The sequence below is a fragment of the Halomonas sp. DP8Y7-1 genome (genome assembly GCF_019801685.1).
GTDB classification, from domain to species: Bacteria; Pseudomonadota; Gammaproteobacteria; order Pseudomonadales; family Halomonadaceae; genus Halomonas; species Halomonas litopenaei_A.
This window is the reverse complement of sequence record NZ_JAHVIN010000008.1, coordinates 35,301-51,991: the sequence shown is the minus strand read 5'-3', so window position 1 is coordinate 51,991 and position 16,691 is coordinate 35,301. Positions and strand designations below refer to the sequence as shown.

Here is a 16,691-nt window from a genome sequence, read left to right as displayed (position 1 = left end):
TCAAGCAGTGATTTTTTCGAGAAGCTTCAGAAAGCCTTTTCAAATCAACTACTTTTACCACTCTTCACCGCCTGTGACGTTTGCTCGTCGCCGGCAGCGGATGCGTACTTTACGGATCTACTACCGGCTTGGCAAGGGATTTTTTTAAAAAATGTCAGGCGCTGTCCGAGCCTTCTTCACGATGGCTGAACGCTGGCGAAAACTAGCCGCTACAACCTACTCGATGCCGTCCTGAGGCACGCGCACCAGACCTTCCATCAGGATGCGTGCGCTACGACTCATGGTGGCCTCCTCGGCGACCCACTCATTCTCCTGCTGCCTGACGCCTGCCCCTACCCGCAGCGTGCCAGAGGGATGACCAAAGACAACCGAGGCTCGCTCCTTGCCGCCTCCGGCAGCGCGGTTGACCAAGGTGCCAGGCACGGCGGCAGCCACACCAATAGCGACGGCAGCGGTTCCCATCATGGCGTGGTGCAGCTTACCCATCGACATCGCCCTGACCAGAAGGTCGATATCGCCGGCCTCTATCGACTTACCGCTGGACGCCGCGTAGCTCCTGGGAGGGGCAACGAACGCAAGCTTAGGCGTGTGCTGCCGATTCGCCGCGTCCTCTAGCCGGTTGATAAGCCCCATCTTGAGCGCACCATGGGCACGCAACGCTTCAAGCCGGGCTAGCGCAGCAGGATCCTCATTGATGTCTTCCTGGAGCTCGTCTCCCCGGTAACCGAGATCCGCGGCATCGACAAAGATCGTCGGGATGCCTGCGTTGATCAGGGTAGCGTCGATCCTCCCTCCGGCCACGATATCGTCAGGCACGCTGAGCTCGTCGACGACGTGCCCCGTGGGAAACATGCTGCCCTCCCCATCGGCGGGATCCTTGAAGGCGAGGTGAATCTCAGCGGCGGGAAAGGCGACGCCGTCCAGCACGAACTCGCCGGTTTCCTGTACCCGGCCGTTGCGCACCGGCACACGAGAGACGATCGTCTTGCCAATATTGGCCTGCCAGATTCGCACCTCGACCTCACCATCATGGGGAATGCGCTCGGGCGCAATCATTCCACTCTCGATGGCGAAGGGGCCGACGGCTGACGAAAGGTTGCCACAATTGCCGCTCCAGTCGACGAACGGCTTGTCGATGGACACCTGGCCGAACAGGTAGTCGACGTCATGATCTGGTGATTCGCTGGTACTGACGATGACAACCTTGCTGGTGCTTGAGGTGGCGCCCCCCATGCCATCAGTGTGCTTGCCGTAGGGATCCGGGCTACCAACCACACGCATCAACAAAGCGTCTCGGCTTGGCCCAGGGCGACGTGCAGATTCAGGAAGGTCGTCCTGGCGGAAAAACGTTCCTTTGCTGGTACCACCACGCATGTAAACAGCGGGAATACGAAGCTGCGGCAGGTTCGCCATGGTCACGCTACCTCCGACTCAAGAAAATCCTGAGCAAACCGCTGCAAGACACCGCCAGCACTGTAGATCGACAGCTCTTCGAAGGTATCGATACGACAGGTGACAGCAACGTCCTCGACCTCTCCATTCCCTCGCGTAATCTTGAGCGTCAAGCGGGCACCGGGCTGGATATCACCGCTGACATCAAAGGTCTCGCTGCCATCGATTCCCAGTGTCTTGCGCGTCGTTCCCGGCAGGAACTCCAGGGGGAGCACTCCCATGCCGATCAAGTTGGTGCGGTGAATACGCTCGAACCCTTCTGCCACGATCACCTCAACGCCGGCCAGCCTCACCCCTTTGGCTGCCCAGTCTCGAGAGGACCCCTGCCCATAGTCGGCGCCAGCAATCACGATCAGCGGCTGCTTTCTCGACATGTAGGTCTCAATCGCTTCCCACATCCGCATCACCTCGCCTTCAGGCTCGAGCCGAGTCAGCGATCCCTGCTTGACCTCACCGTCGACCACCGCCATTTCGTTCACCAGCTTGGGGTTGGCAAAGGTCGCGCGCTGGGCGGTGAGATGGTCTCCTCGATGGGTCGCATAGGAGTTGAAGTCTTCTTCCGGCAAGCCCATCTTGGCGAGGTATTCGCCCGCGGCACTGGTGGGCAGGATGGCGTTTGACGGCGACAGGTGATCGGTCGTGATGTTGTCACCCAATACTGCAAGCGCCCTCAGCCCCGTCAGGGACCGCTCGGCTGCCAGCGCGCCTTCCCAATAAGGAGGACGGCGAATGTAGGTGCTCATCTCACGCCAGTCATACAGCGGGCTGATCTCCTTGGACCTGTCAAACGTGGTGTCGAACATCGGAATGTAGACATCGCGGAAGTGTTCCGGCTTGACGCTCTCGGCAATGATCGCGTCGATCTCTTCATCCGCTGGCCATAGCTCCTTCAAGGTGATGGGTTTGCCCTCGGAGTCATGACCCAGCACGCCTTTTTCAATATCAAAGCGCACACTGCCCGCGATGGCGTAGGCGACCACAAGAGGCGGCGAGGCAAGGAATGCCTGCTTGGCATAGGGATGTATCCTGCCATCGAAGTTACGATTGCCTGACAGCACGGCCGTTGCGTACAGGTCACGCTCGACCACTTCTCGCTGAATCTCGGGATCCAGTGCACCGCTCATGCCGTTGCAGGTGGTACAGGCAAAGCCGACGATGCCGAAACCAAGCTGCTCCAGCTCACTCAGCAGGCTGGATTCTTCCAGATAGAGCTGTACGGCCTTGGATCCAGGCGCCAGCGATGTCTTGACCCATGGCTTACGCGTCAGGCCCAGCTCATTGGCGCGCTTGGCGAGCAGACCCGCCGCGATCACGTTGCGTGGGTTCGAGGTGTTGGTACAGCTCGTGATGGCGGCAATGATGACCGCCCCATCCGGCATTTGGCCAGGCGTCTCTTCATAGGGCGCCACAATCCCCCGCGCTTCCAGCTCACGGGTGGACACCCGGTTATGGGGACTCGACGGACCGGCCAGAGTGCGCTCGACCGTGGACAGGTCAAAGTGCAGCACGCGTTCGTACTGGGCATCGACCAGACTGTCCGCCCACAGCCCCGCTTCCTTGGCATAGGTTTCGACCAGGGCGACCTGTTCAGGCTCCCGTCCGGTCAACCTCAGATAGTCCAGCGTCTGGTCATCGATGTAGAACATGGCCGCGGTGGCACCATATTCCGGTGTCATGTTGGAGATCGTAGCCCGGTCACCCAAGGTCAGGTGCGCGGCGCCTTCACCGAAAAATTCCAGATAGCTGGATACCACCCGCTCCGACCGCAGGTATTCGGTCAGGGCCAGCACAATGTCTGTCGCCGTGATACCCGGCTGTGGCTTGCCGCTAAGCTCTACCCCGACGATATCCGGTAGACGCATGTAAGAGGCTCGACCCAGCATCACGCTCTCGGCCTCCAGGCCGCCCACGCCGACGGCAATGACGCCCAGTGCGTCTACATGGGGCGTATGACTGTCGGTGCCGACCAACGTATCCGGGAAGGCAACGCCCTCCCGCGCCTGAATCACCGGCGACATCTTCTCCAGATTGATCTGGTGCATGATGCCGTTGCCCGGGGGAATGACGTCGACGTTCTCGAAGGCTTCACGGGTCCAGTTGATAAAGTGGAAGCGGTCCTCGTTGCGCCGATCCTCGACAGCGCGGTTCTTTTCGAAGGCACCCTCCTCGAACCCCGGATGCTCCACCGCCAGCGAGTGATCGACGATCAGTTGGGTCGGCACCACAGGGTTGACCTTCGCCGGGTCACCGCCCTTTTCGGCGATGGCGTCGCGCAACCCTGCCAGGTCTACCAGGGCAGTCTGACCCAGGATGTCATGACACACGACACGCGCCGGGAACCAAGGGAAGTCCAGATCTCGCTTGCGTTCGATGAGCTGTGACAGAGATGCCCTGAGATCCTCCGGCGGACAGCGCCTGACCAGGTTTTCCGCCAGCACTCGGGAGGTGTAAGGCAAACGCTCATAGGCGCCGTCGGCGATGGCATTCACCGCTTCCCGGGTGTCAAAGTAGTCCAGCTCAGTGCCGGGGAGCGGCTTTCGGAAATCGGTATTCATGGCAGGAGTTCACGGTCGCTTGCACCATCGAATGCGGCTCGATGACACATGTTGTTAGAAGAAGCGGCAGGCAGAGTGCCTGCCGCTGCTGGCCGATATGCGAGTGTTGCGTCAATCGCGCTGCTCGATCGGCACCCAGTCAGAGTGTGCAGGCCCGGTGTAGTCGGCGCTGGGACGAATGATGCGGTTATTGTCACGCTGTTCAAACACGTGAGCGCACCAGCCTGTCACCCGCGAGCACACGAAGATCGGTGTAAACAGCTTGGTCGGAATGTCCATGAAGTGGTAGGCGCTGGCATGGAAAAAATCGGCGTTGCAGAACAGCTTCTTCTCACGCCACATGACCGCTTCAACCCGCTCCGACACCGGATACAGGAAGCTGTCACCCACGTCCTCCGAGAGCTTCTTGGACCACTCCTTGATGATGGCATTGCGGGGATCGGACTCGCGGTAGATGGCGTGGCCGAACCCCATGATCTTTTCCTTGCGCTCCAGCATGCCGAGGATTTCCTGCTCGGCCTCTTCCGGGCTCCGCCAGTTCTCGATCATCGCCATGGCTGCCTCGTTGGCACCGCCATGCAAGGGACCGCGCAACGAACCAATCGCCCCGGTCACGCAGGAGTGCATGTCGGACAAGGTCGAGGCACAGACCCGCGCAGTAAAGGTGGAGGCGTTGAACTCGTGCTCTGCGTAAAGGATCAGCGAGACGTTCATTACTCTGGCATGCAGCTCTGACGCGGGCGCATCGCGCAGCAAGTGCAGGAAGTGACCGCCGATAGACGCATCGTCTGTCTCGGTCTCGATACGCACTCCATCATGGCTGAAGCGGTACCAGTAGCAGATGATGGATGGCAGCGCCGCCAGCAGACGGTCGGCGACATCCTGCTGCTGGTCGAAATCGGCTTCCGTCTCGAGATTGCCGAGCATGGATGCGCCGGTACGCATGACGTCCATGGGGTGGGCATCCGCCGGGATCTGCTCCAGTACGGTCTTTAAGGCATCGGGCAGACCCCGCAAGCTCTTGAGCTTGGCAATGTAGTCGTCAAGTTCACGCTGGTTGGGCAGCTTTCCCTTCAACAGCAGGTAGGCGACCTCCTCGAAGCGGGCCTTGTCTGCGAGCTCCTTGATATCGTAGCCGCGATAGGTCAGCCCCGACCCACTCTGTCCCACCGTGCACAATGCCGTGGCACCAGCACTTTGACCGCGCAACCCTGCGCCTCCGATCGGTTTGTCAGCCATGGCGTAGCTCCTTATGTCATCGTTGGACGTTGTTATAAAAAATGATCAAGCGTGATTGAGCGCGAAAGCGCGTCACCGCATCATCTGGCGAGCCGATGGGATGTCAGTCCTTGCCCTCGGCGAACAGCGCATCCAGCTTGCGTTCGAACTCGTGGTAGCCCAGCACATCGTAGAGCTCTTCACGGGTCTGCATCATGTCCACCACATCGCGCTGGTGACCGTTGCTTTGAATACTCTGATATACCTGAAGCGCTGCTGCGTTCATCGCCCGGAAGGCTGAAAGCGGATACAGGACCAGACGACAGCCCACTTCGGCCAACTCCTGCTGACTGAACAGCGGGGTCGCTCCGAACTCTGTGATATTGGCGAGAATCGGTGCATCAACCCGAGCACAAAACGCGCGGTAGTCATCCAGGGTATGCACGGCTTCAGCGAAGATGGCGTCAGCGCCTGCCTCGATGCACGCATTGGCGCGCTCGATGGCAGCATCCAGCCCCTCTTTCTGAAAGGCATCGGTACGCGCGATCAGGTAGAAATCCGGATCGATGCGGGCGTCCGCCGCCGCCTTGACGCGATCCACCATCTCCTGCTGGGAGACGATGGCCTTGTTGGGACGGTGGCCACAGCGCTTCTGCGCCACCTGGTCTTCCAGGTGCACGGCAGCCACGCCTGCACGCTGCATTTCCTTGACCGTGCGCGCGATGTTGAAGGCCCCACCCCAGCCAGTATCGATATCCACCAGCAGTGGCAGGTCACTGGCACCGCAGATACGGTGGGCATCTTCCACCACATCATTCATGGTGGTCATGCCCAGATCAGGCAGACCGAAGGACGCATTGGCAACCCCTCCGCCAGACAGGTAAATCGCCTGGTGGCCTGCACGTTCGGCCAGCATCGCGGTGTAGGCATTGATGGTGCCGACGATGGGTAACGGCGTGTGGGCGGCAAGGGCTGCGCGGAAGCGAGCGCCCGGCGTCATTGAGCTAGGGGATGTCATGCAAGTCTCCAATCATGGTGGGGTCGAAAAATAGGCCATCAGCTACCGAGGTCAGCACCGATGACCACATCGGGCTCATCACGGCCTTCGAGAGAGGCGGCATAGCGGGCCATGACGTTCTCGCGGGAAGCGCTGACATGACGTCGCATCAGCAGCTCGGCAAGCTCGGCGTCCCCTGCCTCAATGGCGTCGACGATACGGTGGTGTTCGACAAACGCCTTCTGCGGTCTGGCACCGCTGGCACTGAACTGAGTGCGATACATGCGCACCAGGTAGTAGAGGTCATCGCACAGCAACGCCATGAGCATCCGATTGTGACTACCGAGCACGATGCGGTAGTGAAAATCCAGATCGCCCTCGCGCTGGTAATAGGCTTCACCACTGGCTAGGTCCGCCTGCTTCTCGTGCACGGCCAGAACCTCTCTCAGCCCGGCTATCTCGCTGGCCGTCATATGCTCGGCCGCGATTCTCGCCGCCATGCTCTCGAGCGCCTCGCGTACATCGAAAAGCTCCATCAGCTCCTTCATCGACAGCTTGACCACCCGCGCCCCGACGTGGGGCACGCGCTCGATCAAGCGGTGCGCTTCAAGGCGGCGCATGGCTTCTCGCAGTGGACCACGGGATATGCCATAGGTCTTCGACAGGCCCGGCTCGGTGATCTTGCTGCCAGGCGCCAGCTCACCACGGACGATGGCGTCCTGCAGCTGGTGGAAAACACGCTCTGCCAGGGTCCTGACTTCGGGGGGTACCACTATCTCGTGTTCAGCGCTGGTCATGGCTTGATTGTCGACAATAAATGGATAACAGGAATGTAAGACAGGCCAAAGACTGGGTCAATGCCCGGTAAGGACCACAACCTTAGCCATTGGTTGTAGACAATACAACCCAAGGTGTCAGCACGATGACAAATGCAGCGTTGAGGCAACGCCCGTGGCAACAACGACAAGTGTTTGCGTTGGCCGTAGAATACGCAGCCTGCACTACCCGAGGCCCCGCATGAACGCCCAGCTAGACATCACGCCAATGCCCTATCAGCCCACGCCACTCGGCTATTTCGAGTCACTCCGCGCGAGACCTGGTGCTGTGCTGCTGGACAGCGGCAGGCCCAAGGCTCCCGGCGGGAGGTTCGATATCTTGACCAGTGATCCGCTCGATCAACTGGAGATCGATCCGCTGGGCAAGGCGTGGGATGCGGAAGGCAACCTTGTGACGGGCTCTCCCTTCGCCGCTCAGCAACGCCTGCTGGACCGATTGCCGAAGACAGACCTGGTCTCCGAGCTGCCCTTTCTCGGAGGCTTGATCGGCTATTGGAGCTATGACCTGGGTCGCCTTATCGCCGGAGTCAAAGGCCCGGCACGCGCAAGCACCCGACTTCCCCTGGCACGACTGGGCCTTTACGACTGGGCCCTGATTCAGGACCACGAGCAACAACGCAGCTATCTCGTTGCCGACGCGGCGCGACGTCAGCAGGTCCTCGCCTGGCTGCTCGAGCCTGCCGAAGACAGTCACTTCACACTGACATCCCGCTTCACCTCCAACCTCGACGAAGCGTCCTACCGCGACCGCTTTGAGCGTGTTCAGCACTACATTCGGGCAGGAGACTGCTACCAGATCAATCTTGCCCAGCGCTACTCGGCACGCTACCAGGGCGATCTATGGGGAGCCTACCGGCGCCTTCGAGCGGCGACCCCAACGCCCTTTTCCGGATTCATGTCGTGGCAAGGCCGTCACGCTGAACAAGGTCTCCTGTCGGTGTCTCCAGAGCGCTTTATCGAATGCCGGGAAGGTACCGTGGAAGCACGACCCATCAAGGGCACTCGTCCTCGTGGGCAGTCGCCGGCCGAAGACTTGGCCCTCGCTGACGAACTACGGCAAAGCGTCAAGGACCAAGCCGAGAACGTCATGATCGTGGACCTGCTACGCAATGACCTGGGGCGAGTCTGCGAAACCGGCAGTGTGAACGTTCCCCAACTGTGCGGTCTGGAAAGCTACGCCAACGTGCATCACCTGGTCAGCATCGTGAGTGGAAAGCTGCCGCCACACACGCCACCGCTGACCCTGATGGAGGCAGCGTTCCCTGGGGGATCCATCACCGGGGCGCCCAAGATTCGCGCCATGCAGATCATCGACGAACTGGAGCCAGACAGACGCAGTGCCTACTGCGGCAGCCTCGGCTATGTCGATGTTCGTGGCCATATGGACACGTCCATCGCGATTCGCACGGTGGTGGCCGATGACAAGCACCTGCATATCTGGGGAGGCGGTGGCCTAGTGGCCGATTCCGAGGCAGACGCTGAGTACACTGAGACCCGGGACAAGATTCGACACCTGATGTCAGCCCTGGGCGATAGCAGCCATCAGGACTGACCCGCCCAAACCAATGGGAATAAGAACCCTTATCGCTAATCGATAAACGCTATATAAGAACCGAACCAATCGATATTGGGGCCGGACTAGCGCCTTTTGGTAGGGTAGCGGCAAAACACACACTGGAGGTCGCCGTGACGCCCTTTGACCCCAATGCCTTCGTCCTGGAACATGACCAGGCGACGCCCAAGAACATCCTGAAAGCCGCCTATGAGGCCTTCGGCCAGCTGACAGTCTCCTTCTCCGGTGCCGAAGACGTGGTGCTGATCGACCTGGCCCTCAAGGTGGCGCCCAAGGATAAGGTGCACGTCTTCTGCCTGGATACCGGACGGCTGCATGCGGAAACCTACGAGTTTATCGAGCGGGTGCGCGAGCACTACGCCATCGAGATAGACATCCGCTTTCCTGATCAGCAGGCAGTTCAGGACCTGGTTCGCGAGAAGGGCCTGTTCAGCTTCTATCAGGATGGCCACCAGCAGTGCTGCGGCATTCGCAAGGTAGCGCCATTGCGTGAACGCCTGGCCGGACTCCCCGTCTGGGTCACCGGGCAGCGTCGCGACCAAAGCCCAGGCACCCGCTCCCAGCTGCAGATCGCTGAACGCGACACCACCTTCGGCAGTGAGTCATCACCGCTGTACAAGATCAATCCATTGACCCACTGGTCCAGTGAAGACGTCTGGAACTACATCCGCTCCTTCGATGTGCCTTACAACCGTCTGCATGAGCAGGGCTACGTCAGCATTGGTTGCGCGCCCTGCACCAGGCCCATCCTTCCCGGTCAGCACGAACGTGAAGGACGCTGGTGGTGGGAAGACCAGGGCGGCAAGGAGTGCGGTCTGCACGTCCTCAACCTGCCCCCGGTGGCCGCCAAGGATTAAGCATCCACCGGCACGAGCGTCGAGCTGAACCAAAAAAAGCGCCCTTCGGGGCGCTTTTTGGTGTCTTGCGGCTACGCTTCTGCTGCTTACCTCAGCGTACTGGCAGCTCGATACCCTCGAACAGGGTGTGCTCATGCCGGGGCCCTGCCGCCAGCGCCGCATCCACCAGATCTCGATCAAGGTGGTCGGCAAACTGTTTCAGGAAGTCGTACATGTAGCCACGCATGAAGGTTCCTCGACGAATGCCGATCTTGGTGGTGGAACTGTCAAACAGATGGCTGGCATCTAGCGCCACCAGATCATGATCCAGCTCTTCATCCACCGCCATGTGCGCCACGATGCCCACGCCGAGGCCAAGTCGCACATAGGTCTTGATCACATCGGCATCAGCGGCCGTCAGCACCACATTGGGCGACAGGCCCCGAGCCCTGAAGGCATCGTCGAGCTGAGACCGACCGGTAAAGCCAAAAACGTAGGTCACCAGGGGGTGTTCGGCCAGCTCATCCAGGCCCAGTCGCTCTACCCCCGCCAACGGATGATCGCGCGGCACCAGCACACAGCGATTCCAGCGGTAGCAGGGCAACAGCACCAGATCATTGAAGAGTTCAAGAGATTCGGTGGCGATGGCAAAGTCCGACTGCCCTTCACTCACCATCTGAGCGATCTGCTTGGGCGTCCCCTGCTGCATGTGCAAGGCCACGTCAGGATATCGCTGGGTGAACGACTGAATCACGGGGGGCAGACAATACCTGGCTTGGGTGTGCGTAGTGGCAATGGCCAGGCTTCCACGTCGCTCATCCGAATGTTCCTGAGCCACATCCTTGATATTGGCCGTCAACCGCAGCACCTGACCGGCCAGCTCGATGATCGCTTCGCCGGCCGGGGTGACTCGGGTAAGGTGCTTGCCACTGCGCGCGAAAATCTCCACCCCCAGCTCGTCCTCGAGCAGGCGGATCTGCTTCGAGATCCCTGGCTGGGAGGTGAACAGACTCTGGGCGGTCGCCGATACATTGAGGTTGTGGCGGGAAACCTCCCAGATGTAGCGCAGCTGCTGTAATTTCATGGCCGGAGCTTACCTCGTCCGAAGTCGTCGGATTGGTGCAAGAGAGATGCGGCAAGGCGCTCAATGGAGGTATCACCCATGTTCGGCATGGCGTAAATGCCTTTTACGTACAATAGTTGCCAAGGCAACGGGCTCGTTCGTAAGAGGGGCCACCGCCGTCCGGCACATACCAAAGCGCCATAAAGAACCTTGCGGTGATTACTTTATAGCATAATGAGATCGATTGCAGCGGTTCGTAAGCTGACTAAGAAACTATCGACCCAATATTTGCCAGCGTATTGGCCGACCGCTACCATCGTGCCACCGGACATGGCGGACATGTCCCCCATTCCGCTCGATGAAGCGCAACATATATGGAGAAACACATGGCTAACAATGTCGATGTCACCAATGCCAACTTCGAGCAGGAAGTTCTGCAGGCCGATTCCCCGGTATTGCTGAAGTTCTGGGCTCCCTGGTGCGGTCCGTGCAAGGTGATGGCACCGGTGGTCGATGAAGTCGCCGAAGAGCGTGACGGCGCCCTCAAGGTGGTCAGCATCAATGTGGACGACGCCCCTGAGATCGCCGCCGAGCAGGGCGTGCGCGGTGTGCCCACCGTCATGCTGTTCAAGTCAGGCGCCAAGGTTGCTTCCTTGGTGGGCGCTCAGTCGAAGTCTCAGCTGACCCAGTTCATCGAACAGAACGCCTGAGCAGCATGACCTGACGAGCGCTCGGCACGGCACCGCCTACATAGGACGAGTCAGTGCTGACACATCGAACCCGACGCCTGTGAACAGGCGTCGGGTTCGATGCTTTTAGGCCTTCATCCCGGCATGCTGCCAGGCCACTCGCGCGCTTACTTGCGCAGCACGTAGCGCAGGATCTCCACCACCTGACCAGTGGTGGTCGCCCAAGCCTGAGCGTCAGCGTCGACCTCCTTGAGAGGGTGCACGATCTCTTCTGCGTGCAGGGTGACATAGGGTTTGCCAAGCGCCGCACAGTACCCCGCGTCGAAGGCCGCATTCCATTGCTTGTACTTGTCACCAAAGCGCACGATGACCAGGTCGCTCTCGCCGATCAGGGTTCTGGTGCGAATCGCATTGACCCGCGATGACTGATGGTCCCGCCAAAAGCCATTCCCAGGCACGCCGAGCATATCACCAGCTGCATCACTGGCATCATGGTCGGTCACCGGCTGGGTGAAGACGACGTCGAGCCCCGCCTCCTGGGCGCCCAGCTTGATCTCTTCACGCCAATCGGTATGTATCTCTCCAGACAGGTAGACGGTAAAGCTCATTGCATCGTTTCCTTTGTAGGGTGAGACCGGCTGTTTCAAGAAGCACACTCACCGCCTCATCCGAGGCAGGCCTCGCGAGCACGGCGCGGCCCCTCTTCTCTCTGAGCCGGCCAGCTGTTAATTTTATTCGGGTGGTGATGACGGGACATGGAGCGCCCTCTGGCTCAGCCATGATACCTGGTGGTCTGAACCACACAACCACGTGCCGACCGCTGACACTGCCTTCTTCATGGCCAGCACCGATGAGAGACGGCGACAAGGAACCTAGATGCAAGACACGGACCCCACTGACAACGCAGCACCGATGTCCTCGGCAGATACGCGCGAGATCAATCGTCGTCAGGGCCACTTCGCCAGCCAGGACACCTTCTGGCTGTTTGGCTACGGTTCGCTCATCTGGAAGGCCGACATCGCTTATCGCAAGCGTCGTCCCGCCCTCATTCATGGCTACAGCCGACGCTTCTGGCAAGGATCCCACGATCATCGGGGGACACCAGACGCGCCCGGGAGGGTCGCCACCCTGGTGCGTGAGGAAGGCGCATCATGCCTGGGCATGGCCTACCTGATCGGCCCCGAAGCGCTCAGCCCACTGGATTTGCGCGAGAAGAATGGCTATCTGCGAGCCAGTGTCACCCTGCACTTCATCGACCATGGGACGAATGGCAATCAGCCTCGGAACCAGCACCAGGTCTCGGCCACACCTCAGACAGCAACGGGCTTGGTGTATATCGCCAGTAGTGACAACCCGGCATACCTTGGTGATGCACCGGTCGATCACATCGTTCAGCAGATCGCCCGATCCCACGGACCCAGTGGCCCCAACAGCGATTATCTGCTGAACCTCGCGGATGCGCTGAACGGTCTTGGCGGCGACGATGCCCACGTCTTCCAACTGGCACAGCGGTTACGCCAGCGAATGCGCCAGGCGGCCCCTCAGTCGTCTTGTCTTGAGTGAGCGCCGCCCTGCCCTGTTCTCCGCACACTGTTCTCCGAAAACCGTTCTCGAAAAACTGCTCTCGAAGCGTAGGTCTCGACCTGTTATCGCTGATCGGATGCCGCAGACCTGTCTTCGATGACCTGTCTTACATGGCTTCTTTCGATGATCGTTGGCAGTACACCGTGCCTTGACCGCATGGACCGCTCGCGGTGATCTGATCGACACTGCGCTTTACGGCAGCCCGAGCCCCTGTCAGCTGACAGGCCGCTTCTGCCCTTTACTCGCTGGAGATCCCAGATGAGCGTCACTCTTGAAGACGTCAGACACGCCGCTGACGCCATTGGTAGCCACATCGTGCGCACCCCGTTGCTGCACTCTGCCACCCTGTCGCGCCTGACCGGTTGCGAGCTGTATATCAAGTTCGAGAATCACCAGTTCACCGCTGCCTTCAAGGAACGCGGTGCGCTCAACCACCTGCTCGCCCTGACCGAAGCGGAGCGCAAACGTGGCGTCATCGCCATGTCAGCCGGCAATCATGCCCAGGCCGTGGCTTATCACGCTTCACGACTGGGCATCCACGCCGTCATTGTCATGCCGCGCCACACCCCAAACCTGAAGGTCAGCAATACCCGTGCTCTGGGGGCCGAGGTCCATCTGCAGGGAGATGGCGTTGACGAGGCAGGTGCCTACGCGGCGCGCCTGGCCGCCGAACATGACTACGTCTTCGTCCATCCCTACGACGATGAGAAGGTGATGGCAGGCCAGGGCACTATCGCACTCGAAATGCTGGAGGACGAGCCGTCGCTCGAGGCGCTGGTCATTCCCATCGGCGGTGGTGGGCTTATGGCAGGCAACGCCGTCGCGGCCAAGGGACTTAACCCCTCCATCGATCTTCTTGGCGTGCAGACCGCACGATTCCCTGCCATGCAGCAGGCCCTGGCCGGCGAGCCGATTCACTGCGGGCGTGCCACCATTGCAGAAGGCATTGCGGTGAAGCAGCCCGGCCAGATCACGCGGGAGCTGATCCGACAGCACGTCGGTGACATCCTGCTGGTCGATGAAGCGGATATCGAGCGCGCCATCCTGATGCTGCTGGAAATCGAGAAGACGGTGGCAGAGGGCGCTGGTGCCGCAGGACTTGCCGCGGTGCTGAGCCAACCCGAGCGTTTCCGTGGTCGCAAGGTAGGACTGGTACTGTGCGGCGGCAATATCGACATGCAGGCGCTATCGTCTGTGATTCAACGAGGACTGGTCAGGTCCGGCAGGATCGTGCGCGTGCGGGTCGGCATATCGGATGTCCCGGGTTCCTTGTCGGAGCTCACGCAGCTGCTGGCTGAGCAGCGCGCCAATGTCATCAGCATCACCCACCAGCGCACCTTTACCGACCTTTCCCTGCGAGCGACAGAAGTGGAGGCCACCCTGGAAACCCTCGGCAGTGAGCACACCCGCGACGTCCTGGCAGCGCTTCGCCGCGAAGGCTACGACCCGGTGATGCCCGCCAACGAAGTCCACCCCGATGAACGCTACGCCAGCGCTGGCGAGCCAAAGGATACCTCCCAGCGCTGAGCACAGAGCACTGCGAGTGCTGAGTCAGGCGCATGGCCCCAGTGGCATCACGACGTGAATCGCTAGGTAAATCGCCAGGTGAATCGCCACTGGGGCCCCCCTAACATTTCTCTGCCAGCATCACTCTCGCAACAGCCCCGCGGTGCGCAGTGCATTGCCTGTCGCGGGCCCCAGCTGGGCCAGCACGTCGAGCTGGACAGCCAGTTCGGTGACCTGCCCCGCCTGCGCCAGCTGTTCGACACGGGCAGCCTGAGCCTCGACCGCCTGACATCCCAGCGAGGCAGAGATCCCCTTGATATCGTGGGCCAGCTGCGCCAGCTGCCCGTGGTCACGCTGCGCCAGTGCGTCACGCATCTCTCCCAGCCGGCCTGGAAAGCGCTGCAGATAGCTGGCGATCATGCGACTTAGGGCCTGCGGTGAGAGCACCTGACGCAGCTCCTCTACGGCATCGCCCGACAGCAAGGTCTCGTCCACGCTGATCTGGGTTTCCAGCATCGGGGCCACGACCGTCGGCGTAAGAGCCTCACCGCCTGCCGCTTCAGCAGCATCGGCGTCAGCGCTGTCTGGCTGACCGTACTGACGCAACATCTCGGCCAGCTCTCTTCGGGAGAATGGCTTTCCGATGACATCATCCATCCCCGCATCCAGGCAGGCACGATGGTGCTCGGGCATCACGTTGGCGGTGACCGCAATGACCGGCAGCCGCCGGACCCGACGCCCCTGCTCAGCCTGCGACTGCTCGTGGGCGCGCCAGCGACGGGTCGTCTCCAACCCATCCATCACCGGCATCTGCATGTCCATCAGCACCAGGTCAAAATCACGCTGCATCAGCACTTCCAACGCCTGCTGACCATTGCCCACCAGCTCGCAGGTCTGGCCCAGCCGCGTCAACATTGCTGCCACCAGCTCCCGATTCAGAGCATTGTCCTCAACCACCAGGATATGACGACAGGACAGGGCCTGCGGGGAGGTAGAGCCAGCCACCTCTTCCACACCCTCTACCACCGGCAGGCTGAGATCGAACCAGAAACGGCTGCCTGACCCAGGCTGGCTTTCCACCTTGAGCTCTCCGCCCATGGCCGCCACCAGCTGAGAGCAGATGGCCAAGCCCAACCCCGCCCCTTCGTGGCGCCGTGACAATGCGGAGTCGGTCTGCGCAAAGGGCTCGAAGATACGTTGCTGATCTTCCTCGGCGATCCCGCAGCCGGTGTCATAGACCATGAAGGTCAGCACGTCATCGCCCTTGTCAGCGACCCTCAGCATGACGAAGCCACTCTCGGTGAACTTGAAGGCATTGTTGAGCAAGTTCATCAACACCTGGCGAAGCCGGTGCACATCACCATCCACCCAGGCCGGAAGCTTCGGGGCCGCCCGCATAAGAAACTGGACACCGCTACTGCTCTGGGTTTGATATCCCGTGGCCAACTGGTCGAGCATTCTGGGCAGGTGGAAGGGCTGGCGCTCGACGGCCAGATGACCTGCCTCGATGCGGGTATAGTCCAGCACATCGTTAATGACCGATCGCAGCCCAGCAGCACTGTCCCGCAACCCTTCGATTTGCCGACGCCCCTGCTCACTGAGTGCTTCATCGTGCAGCAAGTCCGCCATGCCCAGCACTCCGTTGAGGGGCGTGCGGATCTCATGACTCATGATTGCCATGAAGTCGGACTTAGCACGGTTTGCCACCTCCATGCGATGGTAGGCTTCGCGCAACGCTTCAGACTGGGCTTCCAGCAACTGCGTCTTCTGCCGATGCTGGCGAGCCTCCTTGACCAGTGCCCAGATCAGTACACCACCGGCCAACAGGGATAGCAGAACAGCGACCAGCATCGCCACGTACAGCTGCCCAAGCACCTGCATGTCGCTGCTACGTTCTTCGGCGGACACTCTGCCATGCTGCAGCATCAGCCGGCGACTCAGCTCCTGAGCTTCGGCCAGGCGGTTGTTCAGGGTGCGCCTCAAGGGCTCGTCGTAGGTGACCTGGCCGTCGGCGATCGCGACAAAGCGATCGTCCAAGGACTGCATGATGCCCTCTATCTCGCTGATCAGGTCGCCTGCCGCCGCATGATCAGCCAGAAAATTCGCCGCCTGACCTTCGAGCAGGAACACGAAGCGTCCGTAGAGCAGCTCGAACTCAAGCAGGGTCTCCTCCACCTCGGTGTCGCCCCGCTGCCACAGCGCCAGCCGCAGATCCCTCAGCGCACGATCATATTGGTAGAGCGTCCAGGTGACCGTATCGATATCGCGATGGTGAAGCGCGTTACTGCGGTCATAGATCAAGCCGCCCGTGATCACCACGGCAACGATGAAGACAATGGCGGCAACGGCGGGCGCCTTGATGCGCAGAAGCTGTGGCATGAC

At 60.6% G+C, this 16,691-nt stretch carries 14 protein-coding genes; 6 read left to right on the top strand and 8 right to left on the bottom strand.

What is annotated here, in order from left to right:
- The coding region (locus tag KUV41_RS12045; RefSeq protein WP_222486341.1) for a hypothetical protein at positions 1–189 on the top strand (189 nt) is incomplete at its 5' end.
- 27 nt (positions 190–216) lie between these two features.
- On the opposite strand, the gene prpF is transcribed toward KUV41_RS12045, so the two are convergent.
- From prpF to KUV41_RS12020, 5 genes are all read right to left on the bottom strand, one after another.
- Positions 217–1,413, bottom strand: a complete 1,197-nt coding sequence (gene prpF, locus KUV41_RS12040) for a 2-methylaconitate cis-trans isomerase PrpF (RefSeq protein ID WP_222486339.1) — start codon at positions 1,411–1,413, stop codon at positions 217–219.
- 2 nt (positions 1,414–1,415) lie between these two features.
- Positions 1,416–4,007 carry a Fe/S-dependent 2-methylisocitrate dehydratase AcnD gene (gene acnD, locus KUV41_RS12035; RefSeq protein ID WP_222486337.1) on the bottom strand — a complete coding sequence of 864 codons (2,592 nt, stop codon included), beginning with the start codon at positions 4,005–4,007 and terminating at the stop codon, positions 1,416–1,418.
- Between the two features lie 111 nt (positions 4,008–4,118).
- Entirely contained in the window at positions 4,119–5,246 is a 1,128-nt protein-coding gene (gene prpC / locus KUV41_RS12030) for a 2-methylcitrate synthase (protein ID WP_222486335.1), read from the bottom strand.
- A gap of 103 nt (positions 5,247–5,349) precedes the next feature.
- Complete coding sequence (prpB, locus tag KUV41_RS12025; protein WP_206944833.1) at positions 5,350–6,243, bottom strand: methylisocitrate lyase; 894 nt, start codon at positions 6,241–6,243, stop codon at positions 5,350–5,352.
- Positions 6,244–6,281: 38 nt separating this feature from the next.
- Positions 6,282–7,019: a GntR family transcriptional regulator gene (locus KUV41_RS12020; protein ID WP_222486333.1), complete on the bottom strand. Its 738-nt coding sequence runs from the start codon at positions 7,017–7,019 to the stop codon at positions 6,282–6,284.
- Positions 7,020–7,239: 220 nt separating this feature from the next.
- On the opposite strand from KUV41_RS12020, the gene pabB reads away from it, so the two are divergent.
- Both pabB and KUV41_RS12010 read left to right on the top strand, forming a co-directional pair.
- On the top strand, positions 7,240–8,610 hold the full coding sequence (gene pabB / locus KUV41_RS12015) for an aminodeoxychorismate synthase component I (protein WP_222486331.1): 1,371 nt from the start codon (positions 7,240–7,242) through the stop codon (positions 8,608–8,610).
- A 134-nt stretch (positions 8,611–8,744) separates the two neighbouring features.
- Complete coding sequence (locus KUV41_RS12010) at positions 8,745–9,488, top strand: phosphoadenylyl-sulfate reductase (RefSeq protein ID WP_206944836.1); 744 nt, start codon at positions 8,745–8,747, stop codon at positions 9,486–9,488.
- A gap of 91 nt (positions 9,489–9,579) precedes the next feature.
- Here the strand turns inward: KUV41_RS12010 and cysB are convergent, their stop codons facing one another.
- On the bottom strand, positions 9,580–10,551 hold the full coding sequence (gene cysB, locus KUV41_RS12005; protein ID WP_206944837.1) for an HTH-type transcriptional regulator CysB: 972 nt from the start codon (positions 10,549–10,551) through the stop codon (positions 9,580–9,582).
- 365 nt (positions 10,552–10,916) lie between these two features.
- Here cysB and trxA point away from each other — a divergent pair, with 365 nt between their 5' ends.
- Positions 10,917–11,240 carry a thioredoxin gene (trxA, locus tag KUV41_RS12000; protein ID WP_206944838.1) on the top strand — a complete coding sequence of 108 codons (324 nt, stop codon included), beginning with the start codon at positions 10,917–10,919 and terminating at the stop codon, positions 11,238–11,240.
- Positions 11,241–11,386: 146 nt separating this feature from the next.
- Here the strand turns inward: trxA and KUV41_RS11995 are convergent, their stop codons facing one another.
- Positions 11,387–11,827 carry a YtoQ family protein gene (locus tag KUV41_RS11995; protein WP_222486329.1) on the bottom strand — a complete coding sequence of 147 codons (441 nt, stop codon included), beginning with the start codon at positions 11,825–11,827 and terminating at the stop codon, positions 11,387–11,389.
- 268 nt (positions 11,828–12,095) lie between these two features.
- On the opposite strand from KUV41_RS11995, the gene KUV41_RS11990 reads away from it, so the two are divergent.
- Together KUV41_RS11990 and KUV41_RS11985 are read left to right on the top strand one after the other, a co-directional pair.
- Positions 12,096–12,782, top strand: coding sequence for a gamma-glutamylcyclotransferase (locus KUV41_RS11990; protein WP_224908941.1), 687 nt, complete (start codon positions 12,096–12,098; stop codon positions 12,780–12,782).
- Between the two features lie 279 nt (positions 12,783–13,061).
- On the top strand, positions 13,062–14,330 hold the full coding sequence (locus tag KUV41_RS11985) for a threonine ammonia-lyase (protein ID WP_222486327.1): 1,269 nt from the start codon (positions 13,062–13,064) through the stop codon (positions 14,328–14,330).
- 120 nt (positions 14,331–14,450) lie between these two features.
- On the opposite strand, the gene KUV41_RS11980 is transcribed toward KUV41_RS11985, so the two are convergent.
- Positions 14,451–16,688 carry an ATP-binding protein gene (locus KUV41_RS11980; RefSeq protein ID WP_222486325.1) on the bottom strand — a complete coding sequence of 746 codons (2,238 nt, stop codon included), beginning with the start codon at positions 16,686–16,688 and terminating at the stop codon, positions 14,451–14,453.
- Between the last annotated feature and the right edge of the window lie 3 nt (positions 16,689–16,691).

Bases quoted from the DNA above. Each gene is read 5' to 3' on its own strand.
- trxA (WP_206944838.1), top strand. From the start codon at position 10,917: ATGGCTAACAATGTCGATGTCACCAATGCCAACTTCGAGCAGGAAGTT.
- KUV41_RS11995 (WP_222486329.1), bottom strand. From the start codon at position 11,827: ATGAGCTTTACCGTCTACCTGTCTGGAGAGATACATACCGATTGGCGT.
- prpF (WP_222486339.1), bottom strand. From the start codon at position 1,413: ATGGCGAACCTGCCGCAGCTTCGTATTCCCGCTGTTTACATGCGTGGT.
- cysB (WP_206944837.1), bottom strand. From the start codon at position 10,551: ATGAAATTACAGCAGCTGCGCTACATCTGGGAGGTTTCCCGCCACAAC.
- KUV41_RS11980 (WP_222486325.1), bottom strand. From the start codon at position 16,688: ATGCCACAGCTTCTGCGCATCAAGGCGCCCGCCGTTGCCGCCATTGTC.
- prpC (WP_222486335.1), bottom strand. From the start codon at position 5,246: ATGGCTGACAAACCGATCGGAGGCGCAGGGTTGCGCGGTCAAAGTGCT.
- prpB (WP_206944833.1), bottom strand. From the start codon at position 6,243: ATGACATCCCCTAGCTCAATGACGCCGGGCGCTCGCTTCCGCGCAGCC.
- pabB (WP_222486331.1), top strand. From the start codon at position 7,240: ATGAACGCCCAGCTAGACATCACGCCAATGCCCTATCAGCCCACGCCA.
- KUV41_RS12020 (WP_222486333.1), bottom strand. From the start codon at position 7,019: ATGACCAGCGCTGAACACGAGATAGTGGTACCCCCCGAAGTCAGGACC.
- KUV41_RS11985 (WP_222486327.1), top strand. From the start codon at position 13,062: ATGAGCGTCACTCTTGAAGACGTCAGACACGCCGCTGACGCCATTGGT.
- KUV41_RS11990 (WP_224908941.1), top strand. From the start codon at position 12,096: ATGCAAGACACGGACCCCACTGACAACGCAGCACCGATGTCCTCGGCA.
- acnD (WP_222486337.1), bottom strand. From the start codon at position 4,007: ATGAATACCGATTTCCGAAAGCCGCTCCCCGGCACTGAGCTGGACTAC.